Here is a 23360-nt window from a genome sequence, read left to right as displayed (position 1 = left end):
TCTCTCGGGTAAGTGCGAGGGTTCAGTGCCGATGCTGGCGGGTAACCCCGGCATCGAATTGCGCGACGATCTGCTGCCAGCCGGCGCTTTCGAGCGCGGCGTCAGTGACGTCGGTCGGGGCGGTGAGGGCCTTGCCACGGTTGAGCCAGATGTCCGGCGCGTCGTCTTCAGCGGTCAGGCGCATCAGAAACGAACCCGCCACGGCGGGCGACTGGCTCTGGCCGAAGTAAGCCTTGGCATCGAGCAACTGCCAGGCATGACCGCCACGGCTGACCGAACTGGCGTCCTGAGCGAACGGCGCAAAGCCTTCATCCGCAAGGGCCGCAGGCGCGGGGAGGGTCTGTTGTTCCTGACGCAACAGGTGAATCTCGTCGAGCGTCACCCGCAGGTCGGCGTAAATGCCTTGTTCGGAGGCGCTCAGGTCGCGGCGGGCATCCAGTTGATGGCTGCTGACGCTGCTGACCTCCTGGGATTCACCGCGCCACGCGACCACCGAGCCGGCAACCGCCAGGATCAATAGGCACAACAGCAGCACATAGAGGGTTTCATGGCCGGCACCGGCCGGGCGGACGACGTTTGTGGTTGGCGTGGTCATGGGGCTTCGATGTCCGCTTGGTCGATCTCGACGACGTGGCCGGGGCCGGCGTCAAACAGTACGTAGAACTCGGCGCTGGGCTTCTTGAAGGTCAGCTTGGAGTCGGCACCGAGCTTGCCCGGTACCAGAATGGTTTCGTCGTAACCGATCACGTCAAGGGTCACGCCCGGTGCGCCGCTGCCATCGGAGAACCCGCCGGTGCACTGAATCTGTTCAGCGTCGATGGCCTTGCACTCGCACATCGGGTTGTGGGCCAGGGCGCTGGCACTGAACCCGGCGCAAAGCAGCAGCAATGCCGCGTGGAGAGGGCGAAAGTTGATCATGGTTTGCCTCCTTGTTTGTTCAGCCATTCAAGGGTGGCCGGGGATGCCTGGCTCAGGGGGATGGACGCCTGATGCATCGCGCCGTCCCAACCTTCCATGGTGATCCACAGTTCAGCGTCGGTTTTGGTTTTTTCCGGGATCGGCAACATGGCGCCCATGCGATACGGCGTGCCGAAGAAAATCACCCCGGCGGCGCGCAGGCTGCGCGGTTTGCCGATGCGCAGGTAAGTCGCCTTGACCTGATCGCGGCAGCTGTCGCACAGCGCCGCGTTGAAGTTCTTCATGTAACCGGCCGGGCCATCGAGCCTCGGTGCTTCGTTACGCAATTCGGCCAGGCGCACGCTCCAGGGGCCGACCTGAACTTCACCGATTTCCCGCTCACCCAAACCGGTGTCACCGCGAAACAGTGCGGCGTCGGCGAAGTACTTGGGCATGAAACCCAGCGGTACCAGCAACAGCAGGACGTTGATGTGGAAGCGCCATTTGTGCCAGAACCGGCTCAGTTTCGACGCCGGTTTTTCCGCGATGAACAGGCTCATTGGTTGGCCTCCGTGGTTTCGCGACTGGTGACCGGAGCAGTCTGACTGCGTGGGCGTTTATTGCTGCGCTTGAGGGCGTTGGCCGTGGCCAGGGCGGTGCGCTTGGTCCAGATCAGCAGGCCGCTGAGGACCATCATGCTCAGGATCAGGCCGAAGAAGAACCAGATGAGTTTGATCCAGATACCACCGAAATCGCCGGTGTGCAGCGGACGCATGGACTCGGTCACCAACTCCAGGCCGGAACGGTCCGACAGCAGGCGAGTGGCGGCGATATCACCGTTATAAGGGTTGATGTCGGCGGTCTGGAACATCAACGGATACCAGCTGCGGCCGCCTACCGTGAGGTAGCTGTAGGCATTGGCGGGCATGCTGACGAAGCTGTCGTCCAGGCCGGGAATACGTGCCTTGGCTTCCTGGATCGCGGCTTCCAGGCTGATCATCGACGCCGGCGAGCCATCGGTGCTCACCGGCACGCTTTCGCGCGGCACCACCAACGCCACCGGCGCGGTGGAAATCGAAATCTGGTTATCGAACATGAATGCCTGAATCAGGAACCAGGTGCTGGTGACGGAAATCACCGCGATGAACCAGATCGACCAGATGCCGCTGAGCCGGTGAAAGTCGCCCCAGAAAATCCGCGCGCCGTGGCGAATGCGCAGGGTCGGTCGGAAGAAGCCTTTCCAGAAGCGTTTGTAGACCACCAGGCCGGTGACCAGAGACGCCAGCAATGGCAGGCTCAGGAACGACACCAGGTACCAGCCCCAGCTGTAACCGTTGGTGAACGGCACCAGCCACCAGCCATGCAGCGCGCGGGTAAACGCCTTGAAATTGAATTGCGGGGCGGTGCCCTGTATTACGCCGCTGTACGGGTTGACGTAAACCGTCACCGAGCGACCGTCGGGGTAGCTGACGTCCACGTCGAGGGCGAAGTGAGATTCGTCCGGTCGGCTGATGGACTCCACCAGCGTGTTCGGCTCGGCCTTCTTGATGGCGGCGATGATCTGGTCATAACTGAGCAGTGGCGCATCGTCCGTGGGCTGACTGGCGCGCATTTGCGGGTTGGCCAGCCAGACGATTTCCTGACTGACCACCGCCAGGGTGCCGGTCACGCAGACGATCAGTACGAAAAACCAGATCGGCAGCGCCAGCCAGCTATGGACCAAAAACCAGAGTTTTGAACGGGATTTCTTCGACATGATTAGAAGTCTTGTTTCGATGAGAGGGCCTCTGCTGCGGGCTTCCCAGCGATGAGGTCCATGAAAAGTCCGTCCGTGGCTTTTGCCTACGCGGGCCGACTGCATCTATATAAGACGGATGAGCATCGAAAATCCCGAACCGGGATATGAAAGTAAATGTTTCGCGTTCCTGTAAACGCATTCCCCCCTGTGGGAGCGAGCCTGCTCACGAAGGTGGCGGCACACCCAACAGTGAGGTGACTGACACACCGCTTTCGCGAGCAGGCTCGCTCCCACAAGGGATGTGCAATCACTTCGACGTGGGGATTTACCCTCGATCCAACACGAACCATGTTCCAAGGGATCACTTTCAGGCCATTGATGGGGGCGGGCGACTGCCTAAGATGGAGCCCAGACGCTGTCACCCGCGAGCCTGAGCGAGTACTTCCATGACTCCAGCAAGAACCCTCTACGACAAACACATCGATTCCCACACGGTGTGTCGCCTCGATGACCAAGGCCATGTCCTGTTGTACATCGATCGCCAGGTCATCAACGAATACACCAGCCCCCAGGCCTTCAGCGGTCTGCGCGAGGCCAGGCGCGAGGTGTGGCGCGCCGGAACCGCGTTGGCGGTGGTCGATCACGTCAACCCCACGGCGCCCGAGCGTGTTGCGGCCATGCCCGATCCCGGTGGCGCGCGGCAAGTGTCGTACCTGGCGGAAAACTGCCGGGATTTCGGCATCGAACTGCTCGACATCCTCGACAAGCGCCAAGGCATCGAACATGTGATTGCCCCGGAACAGGGCTTCATCCTGCCGGGCATGGTGATTGCCGCTGGCGACAGCCACACGACCACATACGGTGCCCTCGGCGCCTTCGGTTTCGGCATCGGCACCTCCGAGATCGAACACCTGCTGGCGTCCCAGACGCTGGTCTACAAACGCCTGAACAGCATGCGGGTGACGGTGGATGGCGAACTGGCGCCGGGGCTGACCTCCAAGGACGTGATCATGGCGCTGATCGGCCAGATCGGCGCGTCGGGGGCCACCGGGTACGCCATCGAGTTTCGCGGCTCGACCATTGATGCCCTGAGCGTCGAAGCGCGCATGACCATCTGCAACATGGCGGTGGAGGCCGGGGCGCGAGGTGCATTTATGGCGCCGGACGAAAAAGTCTTCGCCTACCTCAAGGACAAACCCCGCGCGCCCAAAGGTGAGTTGTGGGCGCGCGCCGTGGAAAAGTGGCGCGCCTTGCACAGCGACGCCGATGCGCAGTTCGACCGTGAAGTTTATCTGGACGCCAGCGCTTTGGAGCCGATGGTCACCTGGGGCACCAGCCCGGATCAGGCATCGCCAATCGGCGCTCGCGTGCCTGACCCGCAAGACGTCAGCGACCTGATCCTGCGCCAGGACATGCGCCGCGCCCTGAATTACATGGGCCTTGAAGCCGGCATGCCGCTGAGTGAAATCGTCATCAGCCATGCGTTCATCGGTTCCTGCACCAACGCGCGTATCGAAGACCTGCGCGATGCCGCCAGCGTGGTACGCGGCAAACACGTGGCCGGGCATGTGCGGGCAATGATCGTTCCCGGCTCCACCGAAGTCCGTGACCAGGCCGAAGCCGAGGGGCTGGCGGCGATCTTTATCGACGCCGGGTTCGAATGGCGGCAGTCCGGCTGCTCGATGTGCCTGGCCATGAACGACGACGTGCTGGCGCCGGGCGACCGTTGCGCCTCCAGTACCAACCGCAATTTCGAAGGCCGGCAGGGCGCCGGTGCCCGCACCCACCTGATGAGCCCGGCCATGGTCGCCGCCGCAGCGATCACCGGCCGCTTGACCGACATCCGTCACTTTGGAGACCGCTCATGAGCCTGCAACCTTTCACCCAAGTCAGCGGCAAGGCAGCCCCGATGCTCGCGGCCAACATCGACACCGACGTGATCATGCCCAAGCAATTCCTCAAGGGCATCGACCGCGCCGGGCTGGACCGTGGCTTGTTTTTTGATTTGCGGTTTTTGCCCGACGGTTCACTCAACCCCGGGTTTGTGCTGAATCAAGCTGCGTGGCACGGCGCGAGCTTCATGGTGGTCGGGCCGAACTTCGGCTGCGGGTCGAGCCGCGAGCATGCGGTCTGGGGCTTGAAGCAGATGGGCATCCGGGCGCTGATCGGCAGCAGCTTTGCCGGGATTTTTTATGACAACTGCCAGCGCAATGGTGTGCTGCTGATTACCCTCGATGAGCCGGTGTTACAGCGGCTCGGACAGGTAGTCAGTCAGCCGGACAGCGCTGTGATCAGTGTCTATCTGGAGGCGCAGCAGATCAGGTTGCAGGAGGGGCAGGTCATCCCGTTCGAGATCGATACCTTGCGCAAGACTTCACTGTTGCTGGGCCTCGATGCCATCGGCAGCACCTTGCAACGCAGTGAGCAGATCAGAGCCTTCGAACGCCAGCACCTGGCCGCGAATCCCTGGTTGTCCTGATGAAAAGATCGCAGGCTTCGCCAGCTCCTACAATGTTTTGCGTACACCTGTAGGAGCTGCCGAAGGCTGCGATCTTTTGATCTTCTAAACCGACAACCCTTTGAAATGCTCCTGCAAAAACTCCACACACGCCCGCAACTTCCCCGAGTACGCCAACCGCGTCGGGTACACCGCCCAGACGTTGGCGCTTTGTGTGTATTCGGGAAGCAACTGCACCAATCGTCCCTGTTCCAGCAATGGCTTCACATCCCACAGCGAACGCAGCAACACCCCGCGCCCATCCAGTGCCCACTGCAAGACAATCTCCCCGCTGTTGGACGACAACGGCCCGCTGACACGCACGCTGTCCTGAACCCCGTCGCGCTCCAGGTTCCAGATGCCGAATGCGTTGTCGCGCTCCTTGATCACCAGGCAATGATGCTGCTCCAACTCGCCCAGCGTCTGGGGTGTGCCGTGCCGTTGCAGGTAGGTCGGTGCCGCGCAGAGCACTCGCCGATTGCTTACCAGCCGCCGGCCGATGTGCTGACCGGGAATGTCATCGCCCACGCGGATCTCCAGATCAAAGCCTTCGCTGACGATGTCCACCACCCGATCGAACAGGTCCAGGCGAATCTCCAGATCCGGATAACGCTCGGCCAGCAGCGACAGGGCCGGGGCCACATGGTTACGCCCGAAACCGAAACTGCTGCACAAATGCAGACGCCCGCGAGGGCTGTCGTGGGCGTCGGAGAGTTCGTCGTGCAGTTGCTGGAAGTCATCGAGAATCCGCAGGGCCCAGCGCTGCACCCGCTCGCCGTCTTCGGTCAGGGCGATGCGGCGGCTGGTGCGGTGCAGCAGGCGGGTACCGAGGGTGGTTTCGAGAATCTGGATGCGCTTGCTGATGTAGGCGGGTGACAGGCCCAGTTCATCCGCCGCGGCGGCAAAACCGCTCTTGCGGATGACAGTGAGCAATACACGCAGGTCTTCGGGTAGGGGCACGGTGTCTTTCTTGGTGGTCATCACAGAACGGGCACTGGCGGCATGAGCCGCCAGCATAGCATCGCCGCGAGGGCTGATTATTCGGCGGACAGCTTGGCCGCAGCCGCTGCTGCCCGGGCATGGCGACCGCGCTTGAGGGCAATCGGTGCCATCTTGCTGCGGTCCAGTTCACCTTCCCATGCCGCCACTACCAGGGCTGCGACGGCGTTGCCGATGATGTTGGTCAGGGATCGGCATTCGGCCATGAAACGGTCGACGCCGAGAATCAACACCATCGCCGCCACCGGTACGGTCGGCACCACCGCCAGGCTCGCTGCCAACGCGACGAAGCCCGCGCCGACCACCGCGCCCGCACCTTTGGACGTGAGCATCGCCACCGCCAGCAGCGTCAGTTGCTGCTCAAGGCTCAAGTCGATGTTGGTCGCCTGGGCGAGGAACAGCACCGCCAGGGTCATGTAGATGTTGGTGCCGTCCAGGTTAAACGTGTAGCCGGTCGGAACGACAATCCCCACCACACCTTTGGACGCACCCAGGCTTTCGAGTTTTTGAATCAGCTGCGGCAACGCCGATTCCGAAGAGCTGGTGCCGAGCACGATCAACAGTTCGGCCTTGATGTACGCCAGCAGTTTGAAAATGCTGAAGCCGGCATAGCGGGCGATGCTGCCGAGTACACAGGCTATGAAAATGAACGCTGTCAGGTAAAAGGTGCCGATCAGTTTCAGCAGCGGCAGCAACGAGCCGAGGCCGTACTTGCCGATGGTGAACGCAATCGCGCCAAACGCACCGATCGGTGCCACGCGACTGATGATGCCGACAATGCGGAAGAACACTTCGCTGGCCTGATTGATCACGCCCACCAGCGGCCGGCCCTTTTCACCGACCATCACCAGGGCAATGCCGAACAGCACCGAGACAAACAGCACGGGCAGGATTTCACCCTTGGAGAACGCATCAAAAAAAGTCGTCGGAATCACGTGCAGCAAAAAACCGGTAACGCCTTCGCCGTGTTCCGCCTGACCGACAAAACCGGCAATCGCCGAGGTGTCGAGCGTTTTCACATCGATGTTGAAGCCCACGCCCGGATGCAGCAGATGCGCCGCCAGCATGCCAATCACCAAGGCGATGCTCGAGACGACTTCGAAATACAGCAGCGCCTTGCCACCCACCCGACCGACCTGTTTCACGTCGTGCATGCTGGTGATGCCGGACACCACCGTGCAGAAGATGATCGGGCCGATGATCATCTTGATCAGCTTGATAAAACCGTCGCCCAACGGCTTGAGGTCGACGCCGATTTGCGGCCAGTAATGACCGATCACAATGCCCAGGGCGATAGCGATGAGCACCTGCACATAGAGGGTTCCCAGCAGTTTTCTGGTTGTCATTTTTATTATCTCGAGACGGTTTTTGGGCATGACGATCCCGCGCAGGCCAGTGGCGGCCCACGGTGGGAGGTGGATTCAGATCAGTAAGGCGCGGGTGTCAGCGCAGGAAACCCAGGACTTCGGCGAGCAACAGGTCGGGGGCTTCTTCGGCGATGTAATGGCCGGCGGGCAGCGCTTTGCCGCGGACATCGGTGGCCACGTGTTGCCATTCCTTGAGCGGCTCGAAGCAGCGCCCGACGGTGCCTTCGGCGCCCCACAGAACCAGCAGCGGCAGGTCCAGATGACGGCCGGCGTCTATGTCGGCGCGGTCATGCTCCAGATCGATGCCGGCGCTGGCGCGGTAATCCTCGCAGATGCCGCGTGCGGTGCCCGGCAGTTTCAGGCAGCGCAGGTATTCGCCAAAGGCTTCAGGGGTGAACGGTTTGAGCCCGGCGCTGCGACTGCCCATCACGCTGCGCAGGTAGGATTCGGGGTCGGCTTCGATCAGGGTTTCCGGCAGCGGCGCCGGACGGATCAGGAAGAACCAGTGCCAGTAGGCACGGGCAAAGGCCTCGTTGGTTTGCGCATACATCGACAAGGTGGGCGCGATGTCGAGCAGTACCATGCGATGCACGGCATCGGGATGATCCAGCGCCAGGCGATGGGCCACGCGGGCGCCACGGTCGTGGGCCAGCACCGAGAACTGTTCGAAGCCCAGGGACTTCATCAGCTCGACACCGTCCTTGGCCATTTCGCGTTTCGAGTAATTAGTGTGGTGATCGTTGGCCGGCGGCTTGCCGCTGTCGCCGTAACCGCGCAGGTCGGCGGCGATCACGGTGAAGTGTTCGGCCAGTTGTTCGGCCACCTTGTGCCAGATGACATGGGTTTGCGGGTGACCGTGCAACAACAGCAGGCCCGGCCCGCTGCCGCCGATGCGGTAGGCAATGTCCACGCCGTTGACGTGGCGCTGGTCTTTCAGGAATCCGGCAAACATGGGGGTGACTCCTTGTTGTAGTTGCCTGCATCCTGAAATTGTTGAGCGGTTACGGCAAGGCGCAAAGCGTGGTGCGCTTGTTCATGAAGTGTGTTCAAGAGGATGTGCGGCGCCTGCCCGGACGCCATCGCGAGCAGGCTCGCTCCCACATGGAACGGTGTACACAAAACCATTGTGGGAGCGAGCCTGCTCGCGATGAGGCATTAACAGTCACCACAAAACTCAACCCTGATTGAACATCTCCTTCGCCCGCTGCTCAATCTGCGCCTGAGTCAGATTCTCCTTGCGCGTGGCCAGATGCGGCGCCTGCCCGGACGCCATCGCGAGTAGGCTCGCTCCCACATGGAGCGGTGTACACAAAACCATTGTGGGAGCGAGCCCGCTCGCGATGAGGCCTTACTATTCACCACAAAACTCAACCCTGATTGAACATCTCCTTCGCCCGTCGCTCAATCTGCGCCTGAGTCAGATTCTCCTTGCGCGTGGCCAGACGCGGCGCCTGCCCGGACGCCATCGCGAGCAGGCTCGCTCCCACATGGAACGGTGTACACAAAACCATTGTGGGAGCGAGCCTGCTCGCGATGAGGCATTAACAGTCACCACAAAACTCAACCCTGATTGAACATCTCCTTCGCCCGCTGCTCAATCTGCGCCTGAGTCAGATTCTCCTTGCGCGTGGCCAGAAACCACAAATGCCCATAGGGATCTTTCAACGTCCCCGAGCGATCACCATAAAACTGATCTTTCACCTCGGACACTACCGTGGCACCGGCGGCAATGGCCTGTTTGTAAGACTTGTCCACATCGTTCACATACAGATGCAGCCCGACGGAAGGCGACTTGTCCGGATTGCTCAATGGCCCCTGGTCGCACGGCGTGCCCAGCATGATCGGGCAGTCGCCGATACGCAGCTCGGCGTGGCCGATGCCGCCGTCAGGCATGGCCAGGCGCATGACTTCGGTGGCGCCAAAGGCTTTCTTGTAGAACTCGATAGCTTCGGCAGCTTTCTGAATGCCCAGATAGGGGGTGATGCTGTGATAACCCTCTGGAATGGGTTTGACGCTCATGACGGTTCTCCCTGATTTTGTTATGGGATAAAAATGTCGCGAGCCTACAAAGATAGTAGGCGCTGCCGAAGGCTGCGATCTTTTGCCCCCTGGCGTCGGCGCGGCCGAGGAAAAATCAAGATCAAAAGATCGCTGCCTTCGGCAGCCCCTACAGGTATAGGGCATAACAACGCCACTGTTCAGCCATCAACAGTGAAGCAACAGAATGCTTGGGTTCCTCACCCAATAGCCGCTGAAAAAGCCCTGAACCACCCGAAAATACGGGCTAAGGCGGTCAGGCACAGAAGCTGCAATGTCCTCTGGTAAACACTGTTGCCGAGAGACATGTATGCCTGAATCTGCCGTTTATCCGATCAACCCACCGGCCGCCCATCGGATCGCCGACGAAGCCGAAGCCTTGCGCGTGGCCGAACGTGTCGCCGCGATCCTGCTGGAGCAGGACGCCGAGCGCGACCGCAGTCGCCAAGTGCCCGCCGAGATCGTCGACCTCTATTCCAACAGTGGTTTGTGGGGTATCAGCGTGCCGAAAGAGTTCGGTGGCGCGCAGGTGTCCTACGCGGTGCTGGCGCAGGTCATCGCGATCATCTCGGCGGCCGATCCGTCCCTGGGACAGATCCCGCAAAACCACTATTGCCTGCTGGAAGATATCCGCCTGCAAGGAACCCCGGAGCAGCAGGCGCACTTCTTCGCGCTTGCACTGCAAGGTCATCGCTTTGCCAATGCCCTGTCGGAAACCGGCGGCAAGAACGTGCAGGACATTCAGGCGACCATCCGCCGCTATGGCGACGGCCATGTGATCAACGGTCGCAAGGGTTACTGCACCGGTTCGCTCTACGCTCACTGGGTGGCGGTGCTGGCGCTGGATGAAGAGCAGAAGGGCCAGTTGTCCTTCGTCGAGCGCGGCACCCAGGGGCTGACGATCGTCGACGACTGGGACAGCATCGGCCAGCGCACCACGTCCAGCGGCACGGTGCTGGCCGAGGATCTGCACGTCTCGGCGTTCAATGTGTTCCCGACGTATCGTTCTTATGAAACGCCAACCCTGGCTGGCCCGTTCGCGCAATTGACCACCGCAGCCATCGACGCCGGCATCGCCCGCGCGGCCCTGCGCGACACCATCGCGTTCGTGCAGCAATTTGCCCGGACGTGGATCGATGCAGGGGTGGAGAAAGCAAGCGAAGATCCGCTGACCATCATTCAGGTCGGCGGTCTGGAGATTCGTCTGGAAGCGGCCGAAGCCTTGCTGGAGCGGGCCGGTCGGGCGCTGGATGCGGCGCGTCCGGCACCTGACGAGGACAACGTCGCCCGAGCGTCTTTGGCCGTTGCCAAAGCCAAGGTGCTGACCACCGAAATCGCCATCGAAGCCAGCAACAAACTCTTCGAACTCGGCGGCACCCGTTCGACCCTGAAGAAGCACAACTTCGACCGCCACTGGCGTAACGCCCGGGTTCACACCCTGCATGATCCGGTGCGCTGGAAATACCACGTGGTCGGCAACTGGCTGCTCAACGGCGTGAAACCACCGCGTCACGACTGGTCCTGACCATGGCGGAATTGTTCAAGAACATTTATTGGGCCGACATCGGCCAGGCGTGCCTCGACACCCTGAGCATGCTTGGCGCGGCCCTCGGTTTTACCGTGTTGCTGGGGCTGCCGCTGGGCGTGGTGCTGTTCCTCACCGGCAAGCGCCAGTTACATGAAGCCGTCGGGGTTTATCGGGTGCTGTCGGTGATCGTGAACATGCTGCGCTCGCTGCCGTTCATCATTTTGCTGATCGTGCTGATTCCGTTGACCACGCTGCTGGTCGGCACCTCCCTCGGTGTTCCGGGGACCATTCCACCGCTGGTGGTCGGCTGCACGCCGTTCTTTGCGCGGCTGGTGGAAACCGCGTTGCGTGAAGTCGACCGTGGCGTGGTGGAAGCAACCCAGGCCATGGGCGGCACCACTTGGCAGATCATCCGCCACACCTTGTTGCCCGAAGCCCGGGGAGGGTTGCTGGCGGCGGTCACGGTGACGGCGATCGTGCTGGTGGATTACACGGCCATGGCCGGGGTGATTGGCGGCGGTGGCCTGGGCGACCTGGCGATCCGTTACGGCTATCAGCGTTTTCAGACCGACGTGATGGTGGTCACCGTGGTGCTGTTACTGATCCTGGTCCAGGCCCTGCAAATGACCGGCGACCGACTGGTGGCGCGCTACAGCCGACGTTAATGATTCGATCCAAAAAACAGAACAGGCCCCACGTCCACCCCACGACGGCCACTTAATTTGCCTAGGAGCACATCATGAAAAAGACCCTGGCCATTCTGGCTGCCCTTGTGTCGTTGAGCGTTCACGCCAACGAAAAACTCACCGTCGGCGCTACACCGGTGCCGCACGCGGAAATCCTCGAGTTCGTCAAACCGACCCTGGCCAAGGAAGGCGTGGACCTGGACATCAAGGTCTTCACCGACTTCATCCAGCCCAACCAGCAATTGGCCCTGAAGAACCTCGACGCCAACTATTACCAGTACCGGCCGTTTCTCGATGATTACAACAAGACTCGCCACACCGACCTGGTGCCGGTGGTCGGCGTGCACATCGAACCCTTCGGCGCTTACTCGACCAAGATCAAAAACATCGCCGACCTGAAGGATGGCGCCACCGTGTCGATCCCCAACGACCCGGTGAACACCGGCCGCGCACTAGTGCTGCTGCACGAAGCAGGGCTGATCAAACTGAAAGACCCGAGCAACACGCTGGCCACCCAACGGGACATCATCGAAAACCCGAAACACCTGAAAATTCGTGAACTGGAAGGTGCGTTGCTGGCGCGTTCGGTGAGCCAGGTGGACCTGGCGTTTGTCTTTGCCAACTACGCCCTGGAAGCGGGGATCGACACCAACAGCGCGTTGATCGTCGAGAAGGGCAAGAGCCTGTACATCGAGTTCCTCGTGGCCCGTCCGGACAACATCAATGACCCAAGCTTGCAGAAACTGGCCAAGGCATTGAATTCCGATGAGGTTCGGCAGTTCATCCTGACCCGCTACAAAGGGCAGATTGCACCGGGGTTCTAAGGCTTCATCGACTGATAGGCCGCCTTCGCGAGCAGGCTCGCTCCCACACTGGATGTATGAACGCCACAGATCCTATGTGGGAGCGAGCCTGCTCGCGATGGCCGCGCCTCTATTTCTGATCTGTCCCTGATTTCAACAGCTGCGCCCCCGTCCCCTGTTCCCCGAGCACATCGCCAAAGTTGCGCAACGGACACGCCTCCATCGACAAACACCCGCACCCGATGCAGCCATTGAGCCGGTCCCGCAGCAAGGTCAGCTGATTGATCCGCTCATCCAGATCCCGGCTCCACTGCGCCGACAGCACCTTCCAGTCCGCCGCCGTCGGTGCCCGGTTGTCCGGCAGGGATTTCAACGCCTCGCCAATCTCCGCCAACGGAATTCCCAAGCGCTGGGCCACTTTGATCAACGCCACTCGCCGCAACACCTCACGTGGATAGCGTCGCTGATTGCCCTGATTGCGAGTGCTTTTGATCAGCCCCTTGGATTCATAAAAGTGCAACGCCGTGACGGCCACACCGCTGCGGGCGGCCACTTGGCCGACGGTGAGTTCCTTATGCAGATTTTCCGAGGTGATCATTTGGAAAATGCCCCTTGACCTCTAGTTAGCTAGAGGTTTTACCCTGCAGGCCTTCGGATCGCAAGATCCGGCTTACACGTAAGTGGGGACTATTCATGCAGCCGTTAGAGAAAAACCGCAGCTTCACCCAACTGATCGAATTCGAGATCGAACCCCATCAGCAACCGGCGCTGGTGTCGGCGCTGTCGGCACAAACCGAACGTCTGGCCCAGCGCCACACCGGGTTTCTGAGCGCTAGCATCCAGGCCAGCGACGACGGCCGGCGGGTGCTCAATTACCTGCAATGGCAAACCCGCGAGGCCGGGGAGGCCGCGTTTCAGGGGTTTGAAAGCGGCGAGCAGGATTTCTGGCAACTGATCCGCGCCCATCAGGCGAAAACCGTCACCTTCGACTCGTTCCAGGTGTTGCACAGCCTGGAACGCAGCCATGACAACGCGCTGCATTGCAATCTGGTGAGTTAAATCGACAACTGCATCAAGCGCTCGCCTTGCACGTTTTCCGTGGGCCGGCGCTTGTTCACCGCCAGTTCGCCGATCTTGATCAGTCGCGTGCGGGTCACGTTGCGGCTCAACCCCAGCAGCGCAGCGGTGTGCACCTGGTTGTAGTGGCTGAAGCGATAGGCCGCCCGCAGCAAGGCGTCTTCGACTTTCTCGTGCAACGCGCCGGCCTGTTCCTCGAAGAGCTTTTGAAAGGCCCGATCGAGCAAGGCTTCCGGGGAGTCGTCGACGTTGCTGTGGTAATCGTCCTGACGCTCGATGCGCATGTTCGACAGACGCAGGTCATCGCGTTCGATCACGCCGTTGCGGCAGATCAGCAGGGTGTGGTGAATGACGTTTTCCAGCTTGCGAATATTGCCCGGCCAGCTGTAGCTGCGCAGTTTGAGTTCGGCCTCTTTGCTGATGGTGATGGTGCCGTAGCCCAGACGCTGGCTGTAGGACTCGACGAAATGCCGGGTCAGCGGCAGGATGTCGCCGGGGCGATCACGCAGCGGGCTCAATTCCAGGCTGACCACGTCGAGGCGGTAATACAGGTCCTCACGGAAGTGCCCGGCGTTGATGGCTTTCTCCAGTTGCACATTGGTCGCCGCCAGCACCCGCACGTCGATGGGAATGCTTTTGCGCGAGCCCAGTCGCACCACTTCGCGCTCCTGCAGCACTCGCAGCAACTTGACCTGAATCGCCATCGGCAGATCGCCGATTTCATCGAGGAACAACGTGCCGCCGTCGGCCTCTTCGAACCAGCCGGCCTTGGCGCTCAACGCGCCGGTGAACGCGCCTTTTTCGTGGCCGAACAGTTCGGCCTCGACCAGGGATTCGGAGAACGCACCGCAGTTCACCGCCACGAATGGCCGGTTGCGCCGGGCGCTGAGGTTGTGGATATGTCGCGCCACCAACTCCTTGCCGGTGCCGGTTTCACCGATGATCAGCACGCTGGCTTCACTCGGCGCGACTTGTTGCAAATGCGCGAGCAAGGCCTGGGATTTCGGGTCTTCGAACACCTGCGCGGTGGCGCGGATCGAGGTGGCCAGGGCGGGCGAGGGCGGTAAGGTCAGCAGCTGCATGAGGCACTCTCCATGAAGGGAAGGCTATGAATAAAAAGTCGGAATCGGCAGGGACTGGTTCAACGCCCAGTCGCCCAGTTCATGGAGTTTGTAATCCACCGGGTCGTGAAGGGTTTGCGTGCGCAGGTTGCGCCAGTGGCGGTCCAGTCGCAGTGAGGCGTGAGTCGAACGCGCGCCGGTCACTTCGAACAGCCGACTACAGATTTCCAGGCCGTTGCGCGTGGCGGCGACCTTGGCCGTGGCGATGGCTGTTGCCAAATGTCCGCGCTCGTCGGCGCTGAGATTCGGACCTTTGGCCCAGGCCTTGTCGAGCAGATCGGCAGCCCGTTCCACCAACAACCGAACGCCTTCAAGCGCCACCCAGAATTCACCGTAATGGCTGAGCACGTAAGGGTCCTGGCGCACATCCTGAGCACTGGATTTGTGCCATGGCCGGGTCTCGGTGAGGGTGTATTGACGCGCTTCTTCGAAGGCGCCTTCGGCAATGCCGAGGAACATGTGCGTGAACGTCAACTGGGCGATCAGCGGCCGCAGGCAGGCGAACGGCGTGCTCAACGGTCCCGGATCGAGCAGCAGTTCCGACTCTTCGACCCGCACCCGTTCGAATGAGGCGCTGCCGCTGTCGGTCTGGCGCTGGCCCATGTTGTTCCAGTCGTTGTGCAAGGTGATGCCGCTGCGGCCGCTGGGAATGGCGGCGATCAACAGCTTGCCGCCGGCACTTTCATCGACGGCCGAGGCGATCAGCATTTCCGAGTCGCTGGCGCCGGAGCAGAAGCTTTTCTTGCCGGAAAACTCACGCCAGCCACCGAGGTTTTTCACCACGGTGCGGGTGTCCAGCGGGTTAAGGGCGTTACCCCAGAACCAGTTCTTGCGCGCGGTTTGTTCGAACCACGGCTGCCACTGATCGGGACGGGCGAACAGGCGCACGGTGGCGAGCATCAGGTGATGAAAGCCGAAAACATGGGCAATCGAACTGTCGACCTTGGAGAACTCGCGCACGATGGTCAGGGTTTCCGTCCAGCTGCCACCGAGGCCGCCGTACTGGGTGGGAATACTCAAGGCGAGCAGGCCGCTGTGGCGCAGGGCGTCACGTTCGGCTTTCGGCGTACCGCCGCGTTCATCACGCTCGACGGCAGTCAGGGCAAACTCGGCGGCCAACTGGCGGGCAGTTTGCAACGGGGATAACAGGGCGCTTAGCGGTTTGGCAGTCACGCGGAATTTCCTATATGTCGATGGACCACCGCAGGCTGCGATCTTTTGATGTTGATCTTTGAAGTCAAAAGATCGCAGCCTGCGGCAGCTCCTACAGGACCGAGGTCAGGATCAGGCTTTGGCGTGAGCCGGGAGAACATCATTGGCGATCATTTCGCCAAACGGCCCAGTAAGGTTGGTGACGCCCCGCCCCGCAAGGCTTGCGTACGGCTCAGGCAGCAGCGGGAACACCAGCTCGGCAAAACGATAAGCCTCTTCGAGGTGCGGGTAGCCGGAGAAGATGAAACTCTCGATCCCCAGGTCCGCGTATTCCTTGATCCGCGCCGCCACTTGCTGCGGATCGCCCACCAGCGCAGTCCCGGCACCGCCACGCACCAGACCGACACCGGCCCAGAGGTTGGGGGAGATTTCCAGGTTGTCACGCCGCCCGTCATGCAACGCCGCCATGCGCCGTTGACCTTCGGAATCGAAGCGCGAGAACGACTTTTGCGCGGCGGCGATGGTCTCGTCGCTGATGTGCTCGATGAGTTTGTCGGCGGCTTTCCAGGCCTCTTCGGCCGTCTCGCGAACAATCACGTGCAAGCGAATCCCGAACTTCACCGTGCGCCCGTTACGTGCTGCACGCTCACGCACATCGGCGAGTTTTTCCGCCACAGCGGCCGGCGGTTCACCCCAGGTCAGGTAGACATCGACCTGCTCGGCAGCCAGCTCATGGGCCGCTTCGGAAGAACCACCGAAGTACAACGGCGGATACGGTTTCTGCACCGGCGGATAGAGCGCCTTGGCGTTCTGCACCTGCAGGTGCTTGCCTTCGAAATCCACCGATTCGCCTTGCAGTACCCGGCGCCAGATTTTCAGGAATTCGTCGGTGACTTCGTAGCGTTCGCTGTGATCGAGGAAGATGCCGTCGCCACGGTTTTCGTCCGGGTCGCCGCCGGTCACCACGTTGATCAGCAAGCGGCCGTTGGACAGTCGATCCAGGGTGGCCGCCATGCGCGCCGAAACTGTCGGCGAGATGATCCCCGGCCGGATCGCCACCAGATAACGCAAGCGTTCGGTCAGTGGCACCAGCGCCGAGGCGATTACCCATGAGTCCTCGCAGGAACGCCCGGTGGGAATCAGCACGCCGTGGTAGCCGAGGCTGTCAGCGGCCTGGGCTACTTGTTTGAGGTAGTTGAGCGTCACCGGGCGAGCACCCAGCGTGGTACCCAGGTAATGGCCATCGCCATGGGTCGGCAGAAACCAGAAAACATCCATGAAGAAATCCTTAAGCGATTTTTAGCAGATTTTTGGGGTGCACGCCGAATAACGGCGCGGCGCGTTCTGCGGCAAGACGAATGCGGGCCTTCAAGGGCTCACTGGTTATTTGGTAATTGGCGAAATCGGCTTCGGTGGCGTAGACGCCGATCGGCAGCGTCAGGGCCTGGAAGAAACTGAACAGTGGCCGCAGCTGATGATCGAGCACCAGCGCATGCCGTTCGCTGCCACCGGTGGCGGCGAGCAGTACCGGGGTGTCGATCAGCGCATTCAGGTCGATCAGGTCGAACAAGTGCTTGAGCAGACCCGGATAGGAACCGCGATAGACCGGTGCGGCGACGATCAGCAGGTCGGCGTTCTCGATGGCTTGCAGCTCGGCTTCGATGTCTGCGCTCAGTTCCTGGCGCGACAGTGCAGCGCCCAGTGGTCGGGCGATGTCGCCCAGTTCGATCAGCTTGCTCTCGATCGGCAATTGCCCGGCCAGTTCGGCCAACAGCGCCTGGGTCAGCACTAACGTGCGGGACGGACGCCAGGTACCGCCGGAGAGGGCAACGACTTTCAATGGACGCGACATGATCAGTTCCTTTTTTAAACAGTTGCTGTGGGAGCAGTGAGCAATCACTGCGCTTTTCCCATACTCAGCAAGAGCTGTACCAATCCCTCGGGGCCCCGTTTTACGGGACTTGTAGCGCATGGGGCGGTCAGCGCTGTTCGATTTGAAGGGCTGTTTGTTGAATAACTGTTGCCTGACAAACAGTTGCCTGAGCAACAGTGCGTGAAAAGCGATGGAGTTGTTATAGAGCTTCGTTGTTATTCCGTAAAAGACATTAAATTAATATTTATAGATCGTTTGGAGATATGAGGCGCTCGCCAAAGTGACGTTAGGCAAAGTTGATAGCCACTATCGAGAGCGTTGATTTCTGCTCGCCCGGAGGCGCGAGTAGCCTGTGTTCATTGCCCCGAACCCAGATGTCAGGACGCCAGACAATGAAACCTCTACTTGCCACTTTCTTGCTGCTTGCAGCCTCCGTTCTCGCCGGATGTGCCAGCCATGTCTCCCCGGAACTGCGGCCCTACACCGCTGAAGAAAGCAAGCAACTGGCGCTGGAGTCCTTGAATCGTCGCGGCTTGTCCTTCGATGAATACCAGGCGAAAAAAGCCGCGCTGCTGGGCGAACCGCAGAAATCGTTCAGTTTCGACAAACAAGGCGAAATGAACGCCGAACGTGCCGTACAACTGCACGGCCGCCCAAGCTGAGCGACTGTACTGCTCGAAGTTTTGCGTAACTGTCCGTGGGTTTCCCTCGGGGTGTGCGATAGGGTCAATACCTGACTGACCTTGATGGACTGCCACCCATGACGCTCTCGCTCGATCTGCTGCTGGGCTTCGCCCTGTTTGCCCTCGTCACCTCGATCACGCCTGGCCCGAACAACACGATGTTGCTGGCATCGGGTGTGAACTTCGGCTTTAACCGCACCATCCCCCACATGCTTGGCATCACCTGCGGCTTCTTCGTGCTCGTCGTGGCGGTGGGTTTTGGCCTGGGTGCAGTGTTTCAAACCTATCCAGTGCTCTATACGGTTCTGCGTTACGTCGGCGCGGCGTATTTGCTGTACCTGGCATGGAAAATTGCCCATTCCGGGCCCGTTTCCGATGATGGGCAGAGTGAGGCCCGGCCGATCAGTTACCTGGGGGCGGCCGCGTTTCAATGGGTCAATCCCAAGGCCTGGATCATGGCCATTGGTGCCATCAGCACCTACACACCGATGCAGGGCTATTTCACCAACGTGGTCGTGATTGCCGCGGTGTTCGCCCTGATCAACCTGCCGAGCGTCGGTGTCTGGGCCGCCTGCGGCACGCTGTTGCGCAATGTGCTGAAGGACCGCCGCTGGTTGCGTCTGTTCAACTGGGGTATGGCCGCGCTGCTGGTGGTTTCGCTGTATCCGTTGTTGCTGGAAAGCTTTAGCTGACGCATTGCTTCAACCGGTTGCCCGATGCCTGTTAAGCTCGACTTCAGGAGCGTTCCTACGCACTTTTAAATGAAGTTGTTCTTCTTTAACGGCCTCCGATCAGGTATTTCTAACGTGCTGAAATATCTGCGTAGCTCACAAGGCTGCGCTTTGACGTTTGCAGTCACGAGCCTCCTGATCCCGGAACACGCTCTGCGAGTCTTTTATGAATAAACGTCCGTTGTATTTCGACTACGCCGCCACCACGCCGGTGGATGAGCGGGTCATCAAGGTCATGGTCGAGTGTCTGGGTTTCAGCGGTAACTTCGGCAACCCGGCGTCCAGCTCCCATGCGTTTGGCCAGCAGGCCCGGCAATCGGTCGAGCAGGCCCGGCGTCAGGTGGCCGAGCTGGTCGGTGGCCAGGCGGAACAGATCGTCTGGACCTCCGGCGCCACCGAATCGAACAACCTTGCCCTCAAGGGCGTGGCCCAGGCCCGTGGGGTTTCAGGCGGCCATGTCATCACCAGCCAGATCGAACACAAGGCGATTCTCGACACCGCGAAACAATTGCAGGACGCCGGTGTTGCGGTAACTTATCTGGTGCCGGATGAGCAAGGCTTGATCACCCCGCAAGCGGTCAGCGAGGCGATGCGCGAGGACACCTTTCTGGTGTCGCTGATGCTGGTCAACAATGAGCTGGGCACCGTCAATGACATCGCGGCCATCGGCGAGGTGGTGCGTGCTCGTGATGCGTTGTTCCATGTCGACGCGGCCCAGGGCGCGGGGAAAGTGGCGATCGATCTGGCTCGATTGCCAGTGGACCTGATGTCATTTTCCGCCCACAAAATCTACGGCCCCAAAGGCATCGGCGCGCTGTATGTCGGCCCCCGCGCGCAACAGCGTTTGCAGGCGCAGATCCACGGCGGCGGTCACGAAGGTGGTTTGCGTTCCGGCACCCTGGCGACCCACCAGATTGCGGCAATGGGCGTGGCCTTCGCGTTGGCGGCGCAATTGTTCGATGAAGAAAAAACCACGATCGCGCGACTGCGGGAGCGCTTGCTCGAGCCGCTGCTGAGCATTCCCGGCGTGCGCCTTAATGGCAGCGCGACCCAACGCATTCCCCATACCCTGAGCCTGACCTTCAACGAAGGCGAGTTCAATTCCGCGGCGTTGAGCACTTCGATCGCGTTTTCCGCGACCTCGGCCTGCAACTCCGCCAGCCATGCTCCGTCCCACGTGTTGCTGGCCCTGGGGCATGACGTCCGCTCGGCGAGTCGCACCATTCGCTTGAGCCTGGGGCGATTCACCACCGAGCAGGATATCGATCAAGCGGTACAACTGATTAAAGCGGCCTGCGCCAGTGCTCCGGCATTCTGGCAGTAGAGCCATAAAGCGCCGACCTGGATCGGTACTACACAATAATGATGAAGTGGTTAGCAGGAGACACGATGAGTACGCAGCCTTCGATCAATGGATCGGTGCCCGAGCGCCTGGCGCAAACCCGCGAGCTGATGAGCCGGGAGGGCATTCATGCCCTGCTGGTGCCGTCGGCCGACCCGCACCTGTCGGAATACCTGCCGGGCTATTGGCAAGGACGGCAATGGCTGTCGGGCTTCCATGGCTCGGTCGGCACATTGATCGTGACACAGGACTTTGCCGGCGTTTGGGCCGACAGTCGTTATTGGGAACAAGCGACCAAGGAACTCAAGGGCAGCGGCATCGAATTGGTCAAGCTGCAACCGGGTCAGCCCGGCCCGCTGGACTGGCTGGCCGAGCAAACCCCTGAAGGCGGCGTCGTCGCGGTGGACGGGGCGGTGATGGCCGTGGCCTCGGCGCGTACGTTGGGTGGCAAGCTTGAAGAACGCGGCGCACGTCTGCGCACCGACATCGACCTGTTGAGCGAAGTCTGGAGCGATCGTCCGAGCCTGCCGAATGAGCCGATCTATCAACACTTGCCGCCTCAGGCGACAGTCAGCCGTGGTGAAAAACTCGCGAAGCTGCGTGAAGTATTGAAAGAGCGCGGTGCCGACTGGCACTTCATCGCCACCCTCGATGACATCGCCTGGCTGTTCAACCTGCGTGGCGGCGATGTGTCGTTCAACCCGGTGTTCGTGTCCTTTGCCTTGATCAGCCAGGAGCAAGCCACTCTGTTCGTGGCCCTGAGCAAAGTCAGCGCCGAGCTGCGCTCGATCCTCGAACAAGACGGCGTGACCCTGCGCGATTACACCGAAGTGGCCGCCGCATTGCGTGCGGTGCCAAGTGGCGCGAGCCTGCAAGTCGACCCGGCGCGGGTCACGGCGGGTTTGCTGGATAACCTGGACAGTGGCGTGAAACTGGTCGAAGGCCTGAACCCGACCACCCTGGCCAAATCGCAGAAAAGCCTGGCCGATGCCGAGCATATTCGTCAGGCCATGGAGCAGGATGGCGCGGCGCTGTGCGAATTCTTCACCTGGCTGGATACCGCGTTGGGTCGTGAGCGCATCACCGAACTGACCATCGACGAACACCTGACCGCCGCCCGTACCCGTCGGCCGGGTTATGTGTCGCTCAGTTTCAACACCATTGCCGCGTTCAACGCCAATGGCGCCATGCCGCATTACCACGCCACCGAAGAAGAGCACGCGGTGATCGAGGGCGACGGCCTGTTACTGATCGACTCCGGTGGCCAATACCTGGGCGGTACCACCGACATCACGCGGATGGTGCCGGTCGGTACGCCGACGGATGAGCAGAAGCGCGATTGCACGCGGGTGCTCAAAGGCGTGATTGCCTTGTCCCGTGCACAATTCCCGAAAGGCATTCTGTCGCCGTTGCTCGATTCCATTGCCCGTGCGCCGATCTGGGCCGAAAGCGTTGATTATGGTCACGGCACCGGTCATGGCGTCGGTTACTTCCTCAATGTCCACGAAGGTCCGCAGGTCATCGCGTATCAGGCTGCAGCGGCACCGCAAACCGCGATGCAACCCGGCATGATCACTTCCATCGAGCCGGGCACTTACCGTCCGGGCCGCTGGGGTGTGCGGATCGAGAACCTGGTGTTGAACCGCGAAGCGGGCAAAAGCGAATTCGGTGAATTCCTGAAGTTCGAAACCCTGACCCTGTGCCCGATCGACACTCGATGCCTGGAGCCGTCGTTGCTGACGCTGGAGGAGAAGCAGTGGTTCAACGCTTACCACGCCGAGGTGCGCGAGCGCTTGAGCCCGTTGCTCGACGGTGCAGCCCTTGAGTGGCTGAACACCCGTACTGCGGCTATTTGATCGGTTGGAGTTCAGGCGCTGTTTCCAGCGCCTGACTCATATAGTCGACAAAGGCCTTGACCCTGGCGGATTGGCGACGATTCGCCGGGGACACGGCATGAATCGGTAGTGACTGCGCGGTGTAGTCCAGCAAAATCGCTTTCACTCGCCCGGCCTTCAAATCCTCGCTGAACAGCCACACCGGCGACAGCGCAATCCCCAGTCCCCCCAGCACCATCTCGCGGATCGCCTCGGAGTTGTTGCTTTGCGCATTGCCCTTGATTCGCACTTCGTGGTGCCGGGCATCTTTCTCGTAAATCCATAGATTCTGACTGTTCAGCAGGTTGAACTGCAGGCAATTGTGCCCGTTCAATTCCTCTGGTGTTTGCGGCTGGCCGTGTTCTCTTAAGTAGTCGGGCGTTGCGACGGTCACCCGGTGCGTGGTGCCGATGTGACGGGCGATCAAACCGCTGTCATTCAGCTCGCCGATCCTGAACGTGACGTCCAGTCCTTCACTGACCAGGTCCTGGTTCTGATCGCTCAACTGCAGGTCTATGTTGATTTGGGGATAGCGCTTCAGGAACGCGGGAAGGCGAGCGGCAATCTGCAACCGTCCGAAGCTTACGGAGGATCCGATTCTCAAGTTGCCGGCAACAGTTTCGCGTCCTGATTGAAAACTGTGCTCGGCCGCGTCCACGGCGGCCAGGATCTGGAGACATTCGTTGTAGTACCGCTGACCTTCGTCGGTCAGGGACAGTTGACGGGTGCTGCGGGCAATCAGCTTTCCGCCCAATTCGCTTTCCAGCGCGCGCAGCACTTTGCTGATGGTTGGCTGGCTGGTCTGCATCTCTCGGGCAACGGCAGAAAAACTGCCGCGCTCGACGACACGGACGAAGATTGCCATTGCATTGAGTTTGTCCACAGGGATTCTCATTGATGCCAAATCGGCATGATCACTATAGCTATTTAGCCTCTTATCGGCATGAGTGAGTTG

At 60.8% G+C, this 23360-nt stretch carries 24 protein-coding genes and 1 pseudogene; 10 read left to right on the top strand and 15 right to left on the bottom strand.

Annotation, left to right across the window (positions count from 1 at the left end):
* Positions 1-22: 22 nt before the first annotated feature.
* The 4 genes from ACYZUD_RS14200 to ACYZUD_RS14185 are packed head-to-tail and all read right to left on the bottom strand — an operon-like array spanning position 23 to position 2653.
* Positions 23-595, bottom strand: coding sequence for a DUF6162 family protein (locus ACYZUD_RS14200; protein WP_462024567.1), 573 nt, complete (start codon positions 593-595; stop codon positions 23-25).
* Positions 592-918 (bottom strand): hypothetical protein, encoded by a 327-nt coding sequence (locus tag ACYZUD_RS14195; protein WP_462024566.1) that lies wholly within the window; start codon positions 916-918, stop codon positions 592-594. The genes ACYZUD_RS14200 and ACYZUD_RS14195 overlap by 4 nt, the downstream gene beginning before the upstream one ends.
* On the bottom strand, positions 915-1457 hold the full coding sequence (locus tag ACYZUD_RS14190) for a thiamine pyrophosphate-binding protein (RefSeq protein WP_462024565.1): 543 nt from the start codon (positions 1455-1457) through the stop codon (positions 915-917). The genes ACYZUD_RS14195 and ACYZUD_RS14190 overlap by 4 nt, the downstream gene beginning before the upstream one ends.
* A complete protein-coding gene (locus ACYZUD_RS14185; protein ID WP_462024564.1) occupies positions 1454-2653 on the bottom strand; it encodes a PepSY-associated TM helix domain-containing protein in 1200 nt (399 codons plus the stop codon). The genes ACYZUD_RS14190 and ACYZUD_RS14185 overlap by 4 nt, the downstream gene beginning before the upstream one ends.
* Positions 2654-3081: 428 nt before the next feature.
* Here ACYZUD_RS14185 and leuC point away from each other — a divergent pair, with 428 nt between their 5' ends.
* Together leuC and leuD are read left to right on the top strand one after the other, a co-directional pair.
* The gene (leuC, locus tag ACYZUD_RS14180; RefSeq protein WP_462024563.1) at positions 3082-4503 is read left to right on the top strand and encodes a 3-isopropylmalate dehydratase large subunit; all 1422 of its coding nucleotides are present in this window, start codon (positions 3082-3084) and stop codon (positions 4501-4503) included.
* Positions 4500-5114 carry a 3-isopropylmalate dehydratase small subunit gene (gene leuD / locus ACYZUD_RS14175; protein WP_462024562.1) on the top strand — a complete coding sequence of 205 codons (615 nt, stop codon included), beginning with the start codon at positions 4500-4502 and terminating at the stop codon, positions 5112-5114. Before leuC ends, leuD begins: the two co-directional genes overlap by 4 nt.
* Before the next feature lie 84 nt (positions 5115-5198).
* On the opposite strand, the gene ACYZUD_RS14170 is transcribed toward leuD, so the two are convergent.
* From ACYZUD_RS14170 to ACYZUD_RS14150, 5 genes and pseudogenes are all read right to left on the bottom strand, one after another.
* Complete coding sequence (locus ACYZUD_RS14170; RefSeq protein WP_462024561.1) at positions 5199-6149, bottom strand: LysR substrate-binding domain-containing protein; 951 nt, start codon at positions 6147-6149, stop codon at positions 5199-5201.
* Positions 6150-6169: 20 nt separating this feature from the next.
* The gene (locus tag ACYZUD_RS14165) at positions 6170-7477 is read right to left on the bottom strand and encodes a dicarboxylate/amino acid:cation symporter (RefSeq protein ID WP_462024560.1); all 1308 of its coding nucleotides are present in this window, start codon (positions 7475-7477) and stop codon (positions 6170-6172) included.
* Between the two features lie 97 nt (positions 7478-7574).
* Entirely contained in the window at positions 7575-8450 is an 876-nt protein-coding gene (locus ACYZUD_RS14160; protein ID WP_462024559.1) for an alpha/beta fold hydrolase, read from the bottom strand.
* A gap of 222 nt (positions 8451-8672) precedes the next feature.
* A pseudogene (locus tag ACYZUD_RS14155) lies at positions 8673-8762 on the bottom strand (VOC family protein); the annotation flags it as partial.
* A gap of 296 nt (positions 8763-9058) precedes the next feature.
* Entirely contained in the window at positions 9059-9517 is a 459-nt protein-coding gene (locus tag ACYZUD_RS14150) for a VOC family protein (protein WP_462024558.1), read from the bottom strand.
* A gap of 328 nt (positions 9518-9845) precedes the next feature.
* On the opposite strand from ACYZUD_RS14150, the gene ACYZUD_RS14145 reads away from it, so the two are divergent.
* The 3 genes from ACYZUD_RS14145 to ACYZUD_RS14135 all read left to right on the top strand — a co-directional run bounded on the left by ACYZUD_RS14145 (position 9846) and on the right by ACYZUD_RS14135 (position 12573).
* The gene (locus ACYZUD_RS14145) at positions 9846-11060 is read left to right on the top strand and encodes an SfnB family sulfur acquisition oxidoreductase (protein ID WP_462024557.1); all 1215 of its coding nucleotides are present in this window, start codon (positions 9846-9848) and stop codon (positions 11058-11060) included.
* Positions 11061-11062: 2 nt separating this feature from the next.
* Positions 11063-11728, top strand: coding sequence for a methionine ABC transporter permease (locus ACYZUD_RS14140; protein WP_461953863.1), 666 nt, complete (start codon positions 11063-11065; stop codon positions 11726-11728).
* 74 nt (positions 11729-11802) lie between these two features.
* Complete coding sequence (locus ACYZUD_RS14135) at positions 11803-12573, top strand: MetQ/NlpA family ABC transporter substrate-binding protein (RefSeq protein WP_462024556.1); 771 nt, start codon at positions 11803-11805, stop codon at positions 12571-12573.
* Between the two features lie 109 nt (positions 12574-12682).
* On the opposite strand, the gene soxR is transcribed toward ACYZUD_RS14135, so the two are convergent.
* Positions 12683-13150: a redox-sensitive transcriptional activator SoxR gene (gene soxR / locus ACYZUD_RS14130; RefSeq protein ID WP_462024555.1), complete on the bottom strand. Its 468-nt coding sequence runs from the start codon at positions 13148-13150 to the stop codon at positions 12683-12685.
* A gap of 95 nt (positions 13151-13245) precedes the next feature.
* Between soxR and ACYZUD_RS14125 the strand changes: the two genes are divergently transcribed.
* Entirely contained in the window at positions 13246-13611 is a 366-nt protein-coding gene (locus ACYZUD_RS14125) for an antibiotic biosynthesis monooxygenase (RefSeq protein ID WP_462024554.1), read from the top strand.
* On the opposite strand, the gene ACYZUD_RS14120 is transcribed toward ACYZUD_RS14125, so the two are convergent.
* The 4 genes from ACYZUD_RS14120 to msuE form a co-directional block, all read right to left on the bottom strand.
* Positions 13608-14711 carry a sigma-54 interaction domain-containing protein gene (locus tag ACYZUD_RS14120; RefSeq protein WP_462024553.1) on the bottom strand — a complete coding sequence of 368 codons (1104 nt, stop codon included), beginning with the start codon at positions 14709-14711 and terminating at the stop codon, positions 13608-13610. The two genes, ACYZUD_RS14125 and ACYZUD_RS14120, sit on opposite strands and share 4 nt — an antisense overlap.
* Before the next feature lie 24 nt (positions 14712-14735).
* Positions 14736-15923, bottom strand: a complete 1188-nt coding sequence (locus ACYZUD_RS14115) for an acyl-CoA dehydrogenase family protein (protein WP_462024552.1) — start codon at positions 15921-15923, stop codon at positions 14736-14738.
* Positions 15924-16034: 111 nt separating this feature from the next.
* Entirely contained in the window at positions 16035-17180 is a 1146-nt protein-coding gene (ssuD, locus tag ACYZUD_RS14110) for an FMNH2-dependent alkanesulfonate monooxygenase (RefSeq protein ID WP_462024551.1), read from the bottom strand.
* A 10-nt stretch (positions 17181-17190) separates the two neighbouring features.
* Positions 17191-17754, bottom strand: coding sequence for an FMN reductase (msuE, locus tag ACYZUD_RS14105; RefSeq protein WP_084323526.1), 564 nt, complete (start codon positions 17752-17754; stop codon positions 17191-17193).
* Between the two features lie 413 nt (positions 17755-18167).
* Between msuE and ACYZUD_RS14100 the strand changes: the two genes are divergently transcribed.
* From ACYZUD_RS14100 to ACYZUD_RS14085, 4 genes are all read left to right on the top strand, one after another.
* A complete protein-coding gene (locus tag ACYZUD_RS14100; protein ID WP_462024550.1) occupies positions 18168-18437 on the top strand; it encodes a hypothetical protein in 270 nt (89 codons plus the stop codon).
* Positions 18438-18535: 98 nt separating this feature from the next.
* Positions 18536-19150 carry a LysE family translocator gene (locus tag ACYZUD_RS14095; RefSeq protein ID WP_462024549.1) on the top strand — a complete coding sequence of 205 codons (615 nt, stop codon included), beginning with the start codon at positions 18536-18538 and terminating at the stop codon, positions 19148-19150.
* Positions 19151-19355: 205 nt separating this feature from the next.
* Positions 19356-20513, top strand: coding sequence for a cysteine desulfurase family protein (locus ACYZUD_RS14090; RefSeq protein ID WP_462024548.1), 1158 nt, complete (start codon positions 19356-19358; stop codon positions 20511-20513).
* Positions 20514-20578: 65 nt separating this feature from the next.
* On the top strand, positions 20579-22387 hold the full coding sequence (locus ACYZUD_RS14085) for a M24 family metallopeptidase (protein WP_462024547.1): 1809 nt from the start codon (positions 20579-20581) through the stop codon (positions 22385-22387).
* On the opposite strand, the gene ACYZUD_RS14080 is transcribed toward ACYZUD_RS14085, so the two are convergent.
* On the bottom strand, positions 22380-23300 hold the full coding sequence (locus ACYZUD_RS14080) for a LysR family transcriptional regulator (RefSeq protein WP_462025041.1): 921 nt from the start codon (positions 23298-23300) through the stop codon (positions 22380-22382). The genes ACYZUD_RS14085 and ACYZUD_RS14080 overlap by 8 nt on opposite strands.
* Positions 23301-23360: the final 60 nt, after the last annotated feature.

It is taken from the genome of Pseudomonas sp. XS1P51, from assembly GCF_054897845.1.
This window is presented reverse-complemented; position numbering and strand designations above follow the sequence as displayed.

Coding starts and splice junctions, on each gene's coding strand:
- ACYZUD_RS14200 (WP_462024567.1), bottom strand. CDS start 595: ATGACCACGCCAACCACAAACGTCGTCCGCCCGGCCGGTGCCGGCCAT.
- ACYZUD_RS14195 (WP_462024566.1), bottom strand. CDS start 918: ATGATCAACTTTCGCCCTCTCCACGCGGCATTGCTGCTGCTTTGCGCC.
- ACYZUD_RS14190 (WP_462024565.1), bottom strand. CDS start 1,457: ATGAGCCTGTTCATCGCGGAAAAACCGGCGTCGAAACTGAGCCGGTTC.
- ACYZUD_RS14185 (WP_462024564.1), bottom strand. CDS start 2,653: ATGTCGAAGAAATCCCGTTCAAAACTCTGGTTTTTGGTCCATAGCTGG.
- leuC (WP_462024563.1), top strand. CDS start 3,082: ATGACTCCAGCAAGAACCCTCTACGACAAACACATCGATTCCCACACG.
- leuD (WP_462024562.1), top strand. CDS start 4,500: ATGAGCCTGCAACCTTTCACCCAAGTCAGCGGCAAGGCAGCCCCGATG.
- ACYZUD_RS14170 (WP_462024561.1), bottom strand. CDS start 6,149: ATGCTGGCGGCTCATGCCGCCAGTGCCCGTTCTGTGATGACCACCAAG.
- ACYZUD_RS14165 (WP_462024560.1), bottom strand. CDS start 7,477: ATGACAACCAGAAAACTGCTGGGAACCCTCTATGTGCAGGTGCTCATC.
- ACYZUD_RS14160 (WP_462024559.1), bottom strand. CDS start 8,450: ATGTTTGCCGGATTCCTGAAAGACCAGCGCCACGTCAACGGCGTGGAC.
- ACYZUD_RS14150 (WP_462024558.1), bottom strand. CDS start 9,517: ATGAGCGTCAAACCCATTCCAGAGGGTTATCACAGCATCACCCCCTAT.
- ACYZUD_RS14145 (WP_462024557.1), top strand. CDS start 9,846: ATGCCTGAATCTGCCGTTTATCCGATCAACCCACCGGCCGCCCATCGG.
- ACYZUD_RS14140 (WP_461953863.1), top strand. CDS start 11,063: ATGGCGGAATTGTTCAAGAACATTTATTGGGCCGACATCGGCCAGGCG.
- ACYZUD_RS14135 (WP_462024556.1), top strand. CDS start 11,803: ATGAAAAAGACCCTGGCCATTCTGGCTGCCCTTGTGTCGTTGAGCGTT.
- soxR (WP_462024555.1), bottom strand. CDS start 13,150: ATGATCACCTCGGAAAATCTGCATAAGGAACTCACCGTCGGCCAAGTG.
- ACYZUD_RS14125 (WP_462024554.1), top strand. CDS start 13,246: ATGCAGCCGTTAGAGAAAAACCGCAGCTTCACCCAACTGATCGAATTC.
- ACYZUD_RS14120 (WP_462024553.1), bottom strand. CDS start 14,711: ATGCAGCTGCTGACCTTACCGCCCTCGCCCGCCCTGGCCACCTCGATC.
- ssuD (WP_462024551.1), bottom strand. CDS start 17,180: ATGGATGTTTTCTGGTTTCTGCCGACCCATGGCGATGGCCATTACCTG.
- msuE (WP_084323526.1), bottom strand. CDS start 17,754: ATGTCGCGTCCATTGAAAGTCGTTGCCCTCTCCGGCGGTACCTGGCGT.
- ACYZUD_RS14100 (WP_462024550.1), top strand. CDS start 18,168: ATGAAACCTCTACTTGCCACTTTCTTGCTGCTTGCAGCCTCCGTTCTC.
- ACYZUD_RS14095 (WP_462024549.1), top strand. CDS start 18,536: ATGACGCTCTCGCTCGATCTGCTGCTGGGCTTCGCCCTGTTTGCCCTC.
- ACYZUD_RS14090 (WP_462024548.1), top strand. CDS start 19,356: ATGAATAAACGTCCGTTGTATTTCGACTACGCCGCCACCACGCCGGTG.
- ACYZUD_RS14085 (WP_462024547.1), top strand. CDS start 20,579: ATGAGTACGCAGCCTTCGATCAATGGATCGGTGCCCGAGCGCCTGGCG.
- ACYZUD_RS14080 (WP_462025041.1), bottom strand. CDS start 23,300: ATGAGAATCCCTGTGGACAAACTCAATGCAATGGCAATCTTCGTCCGT.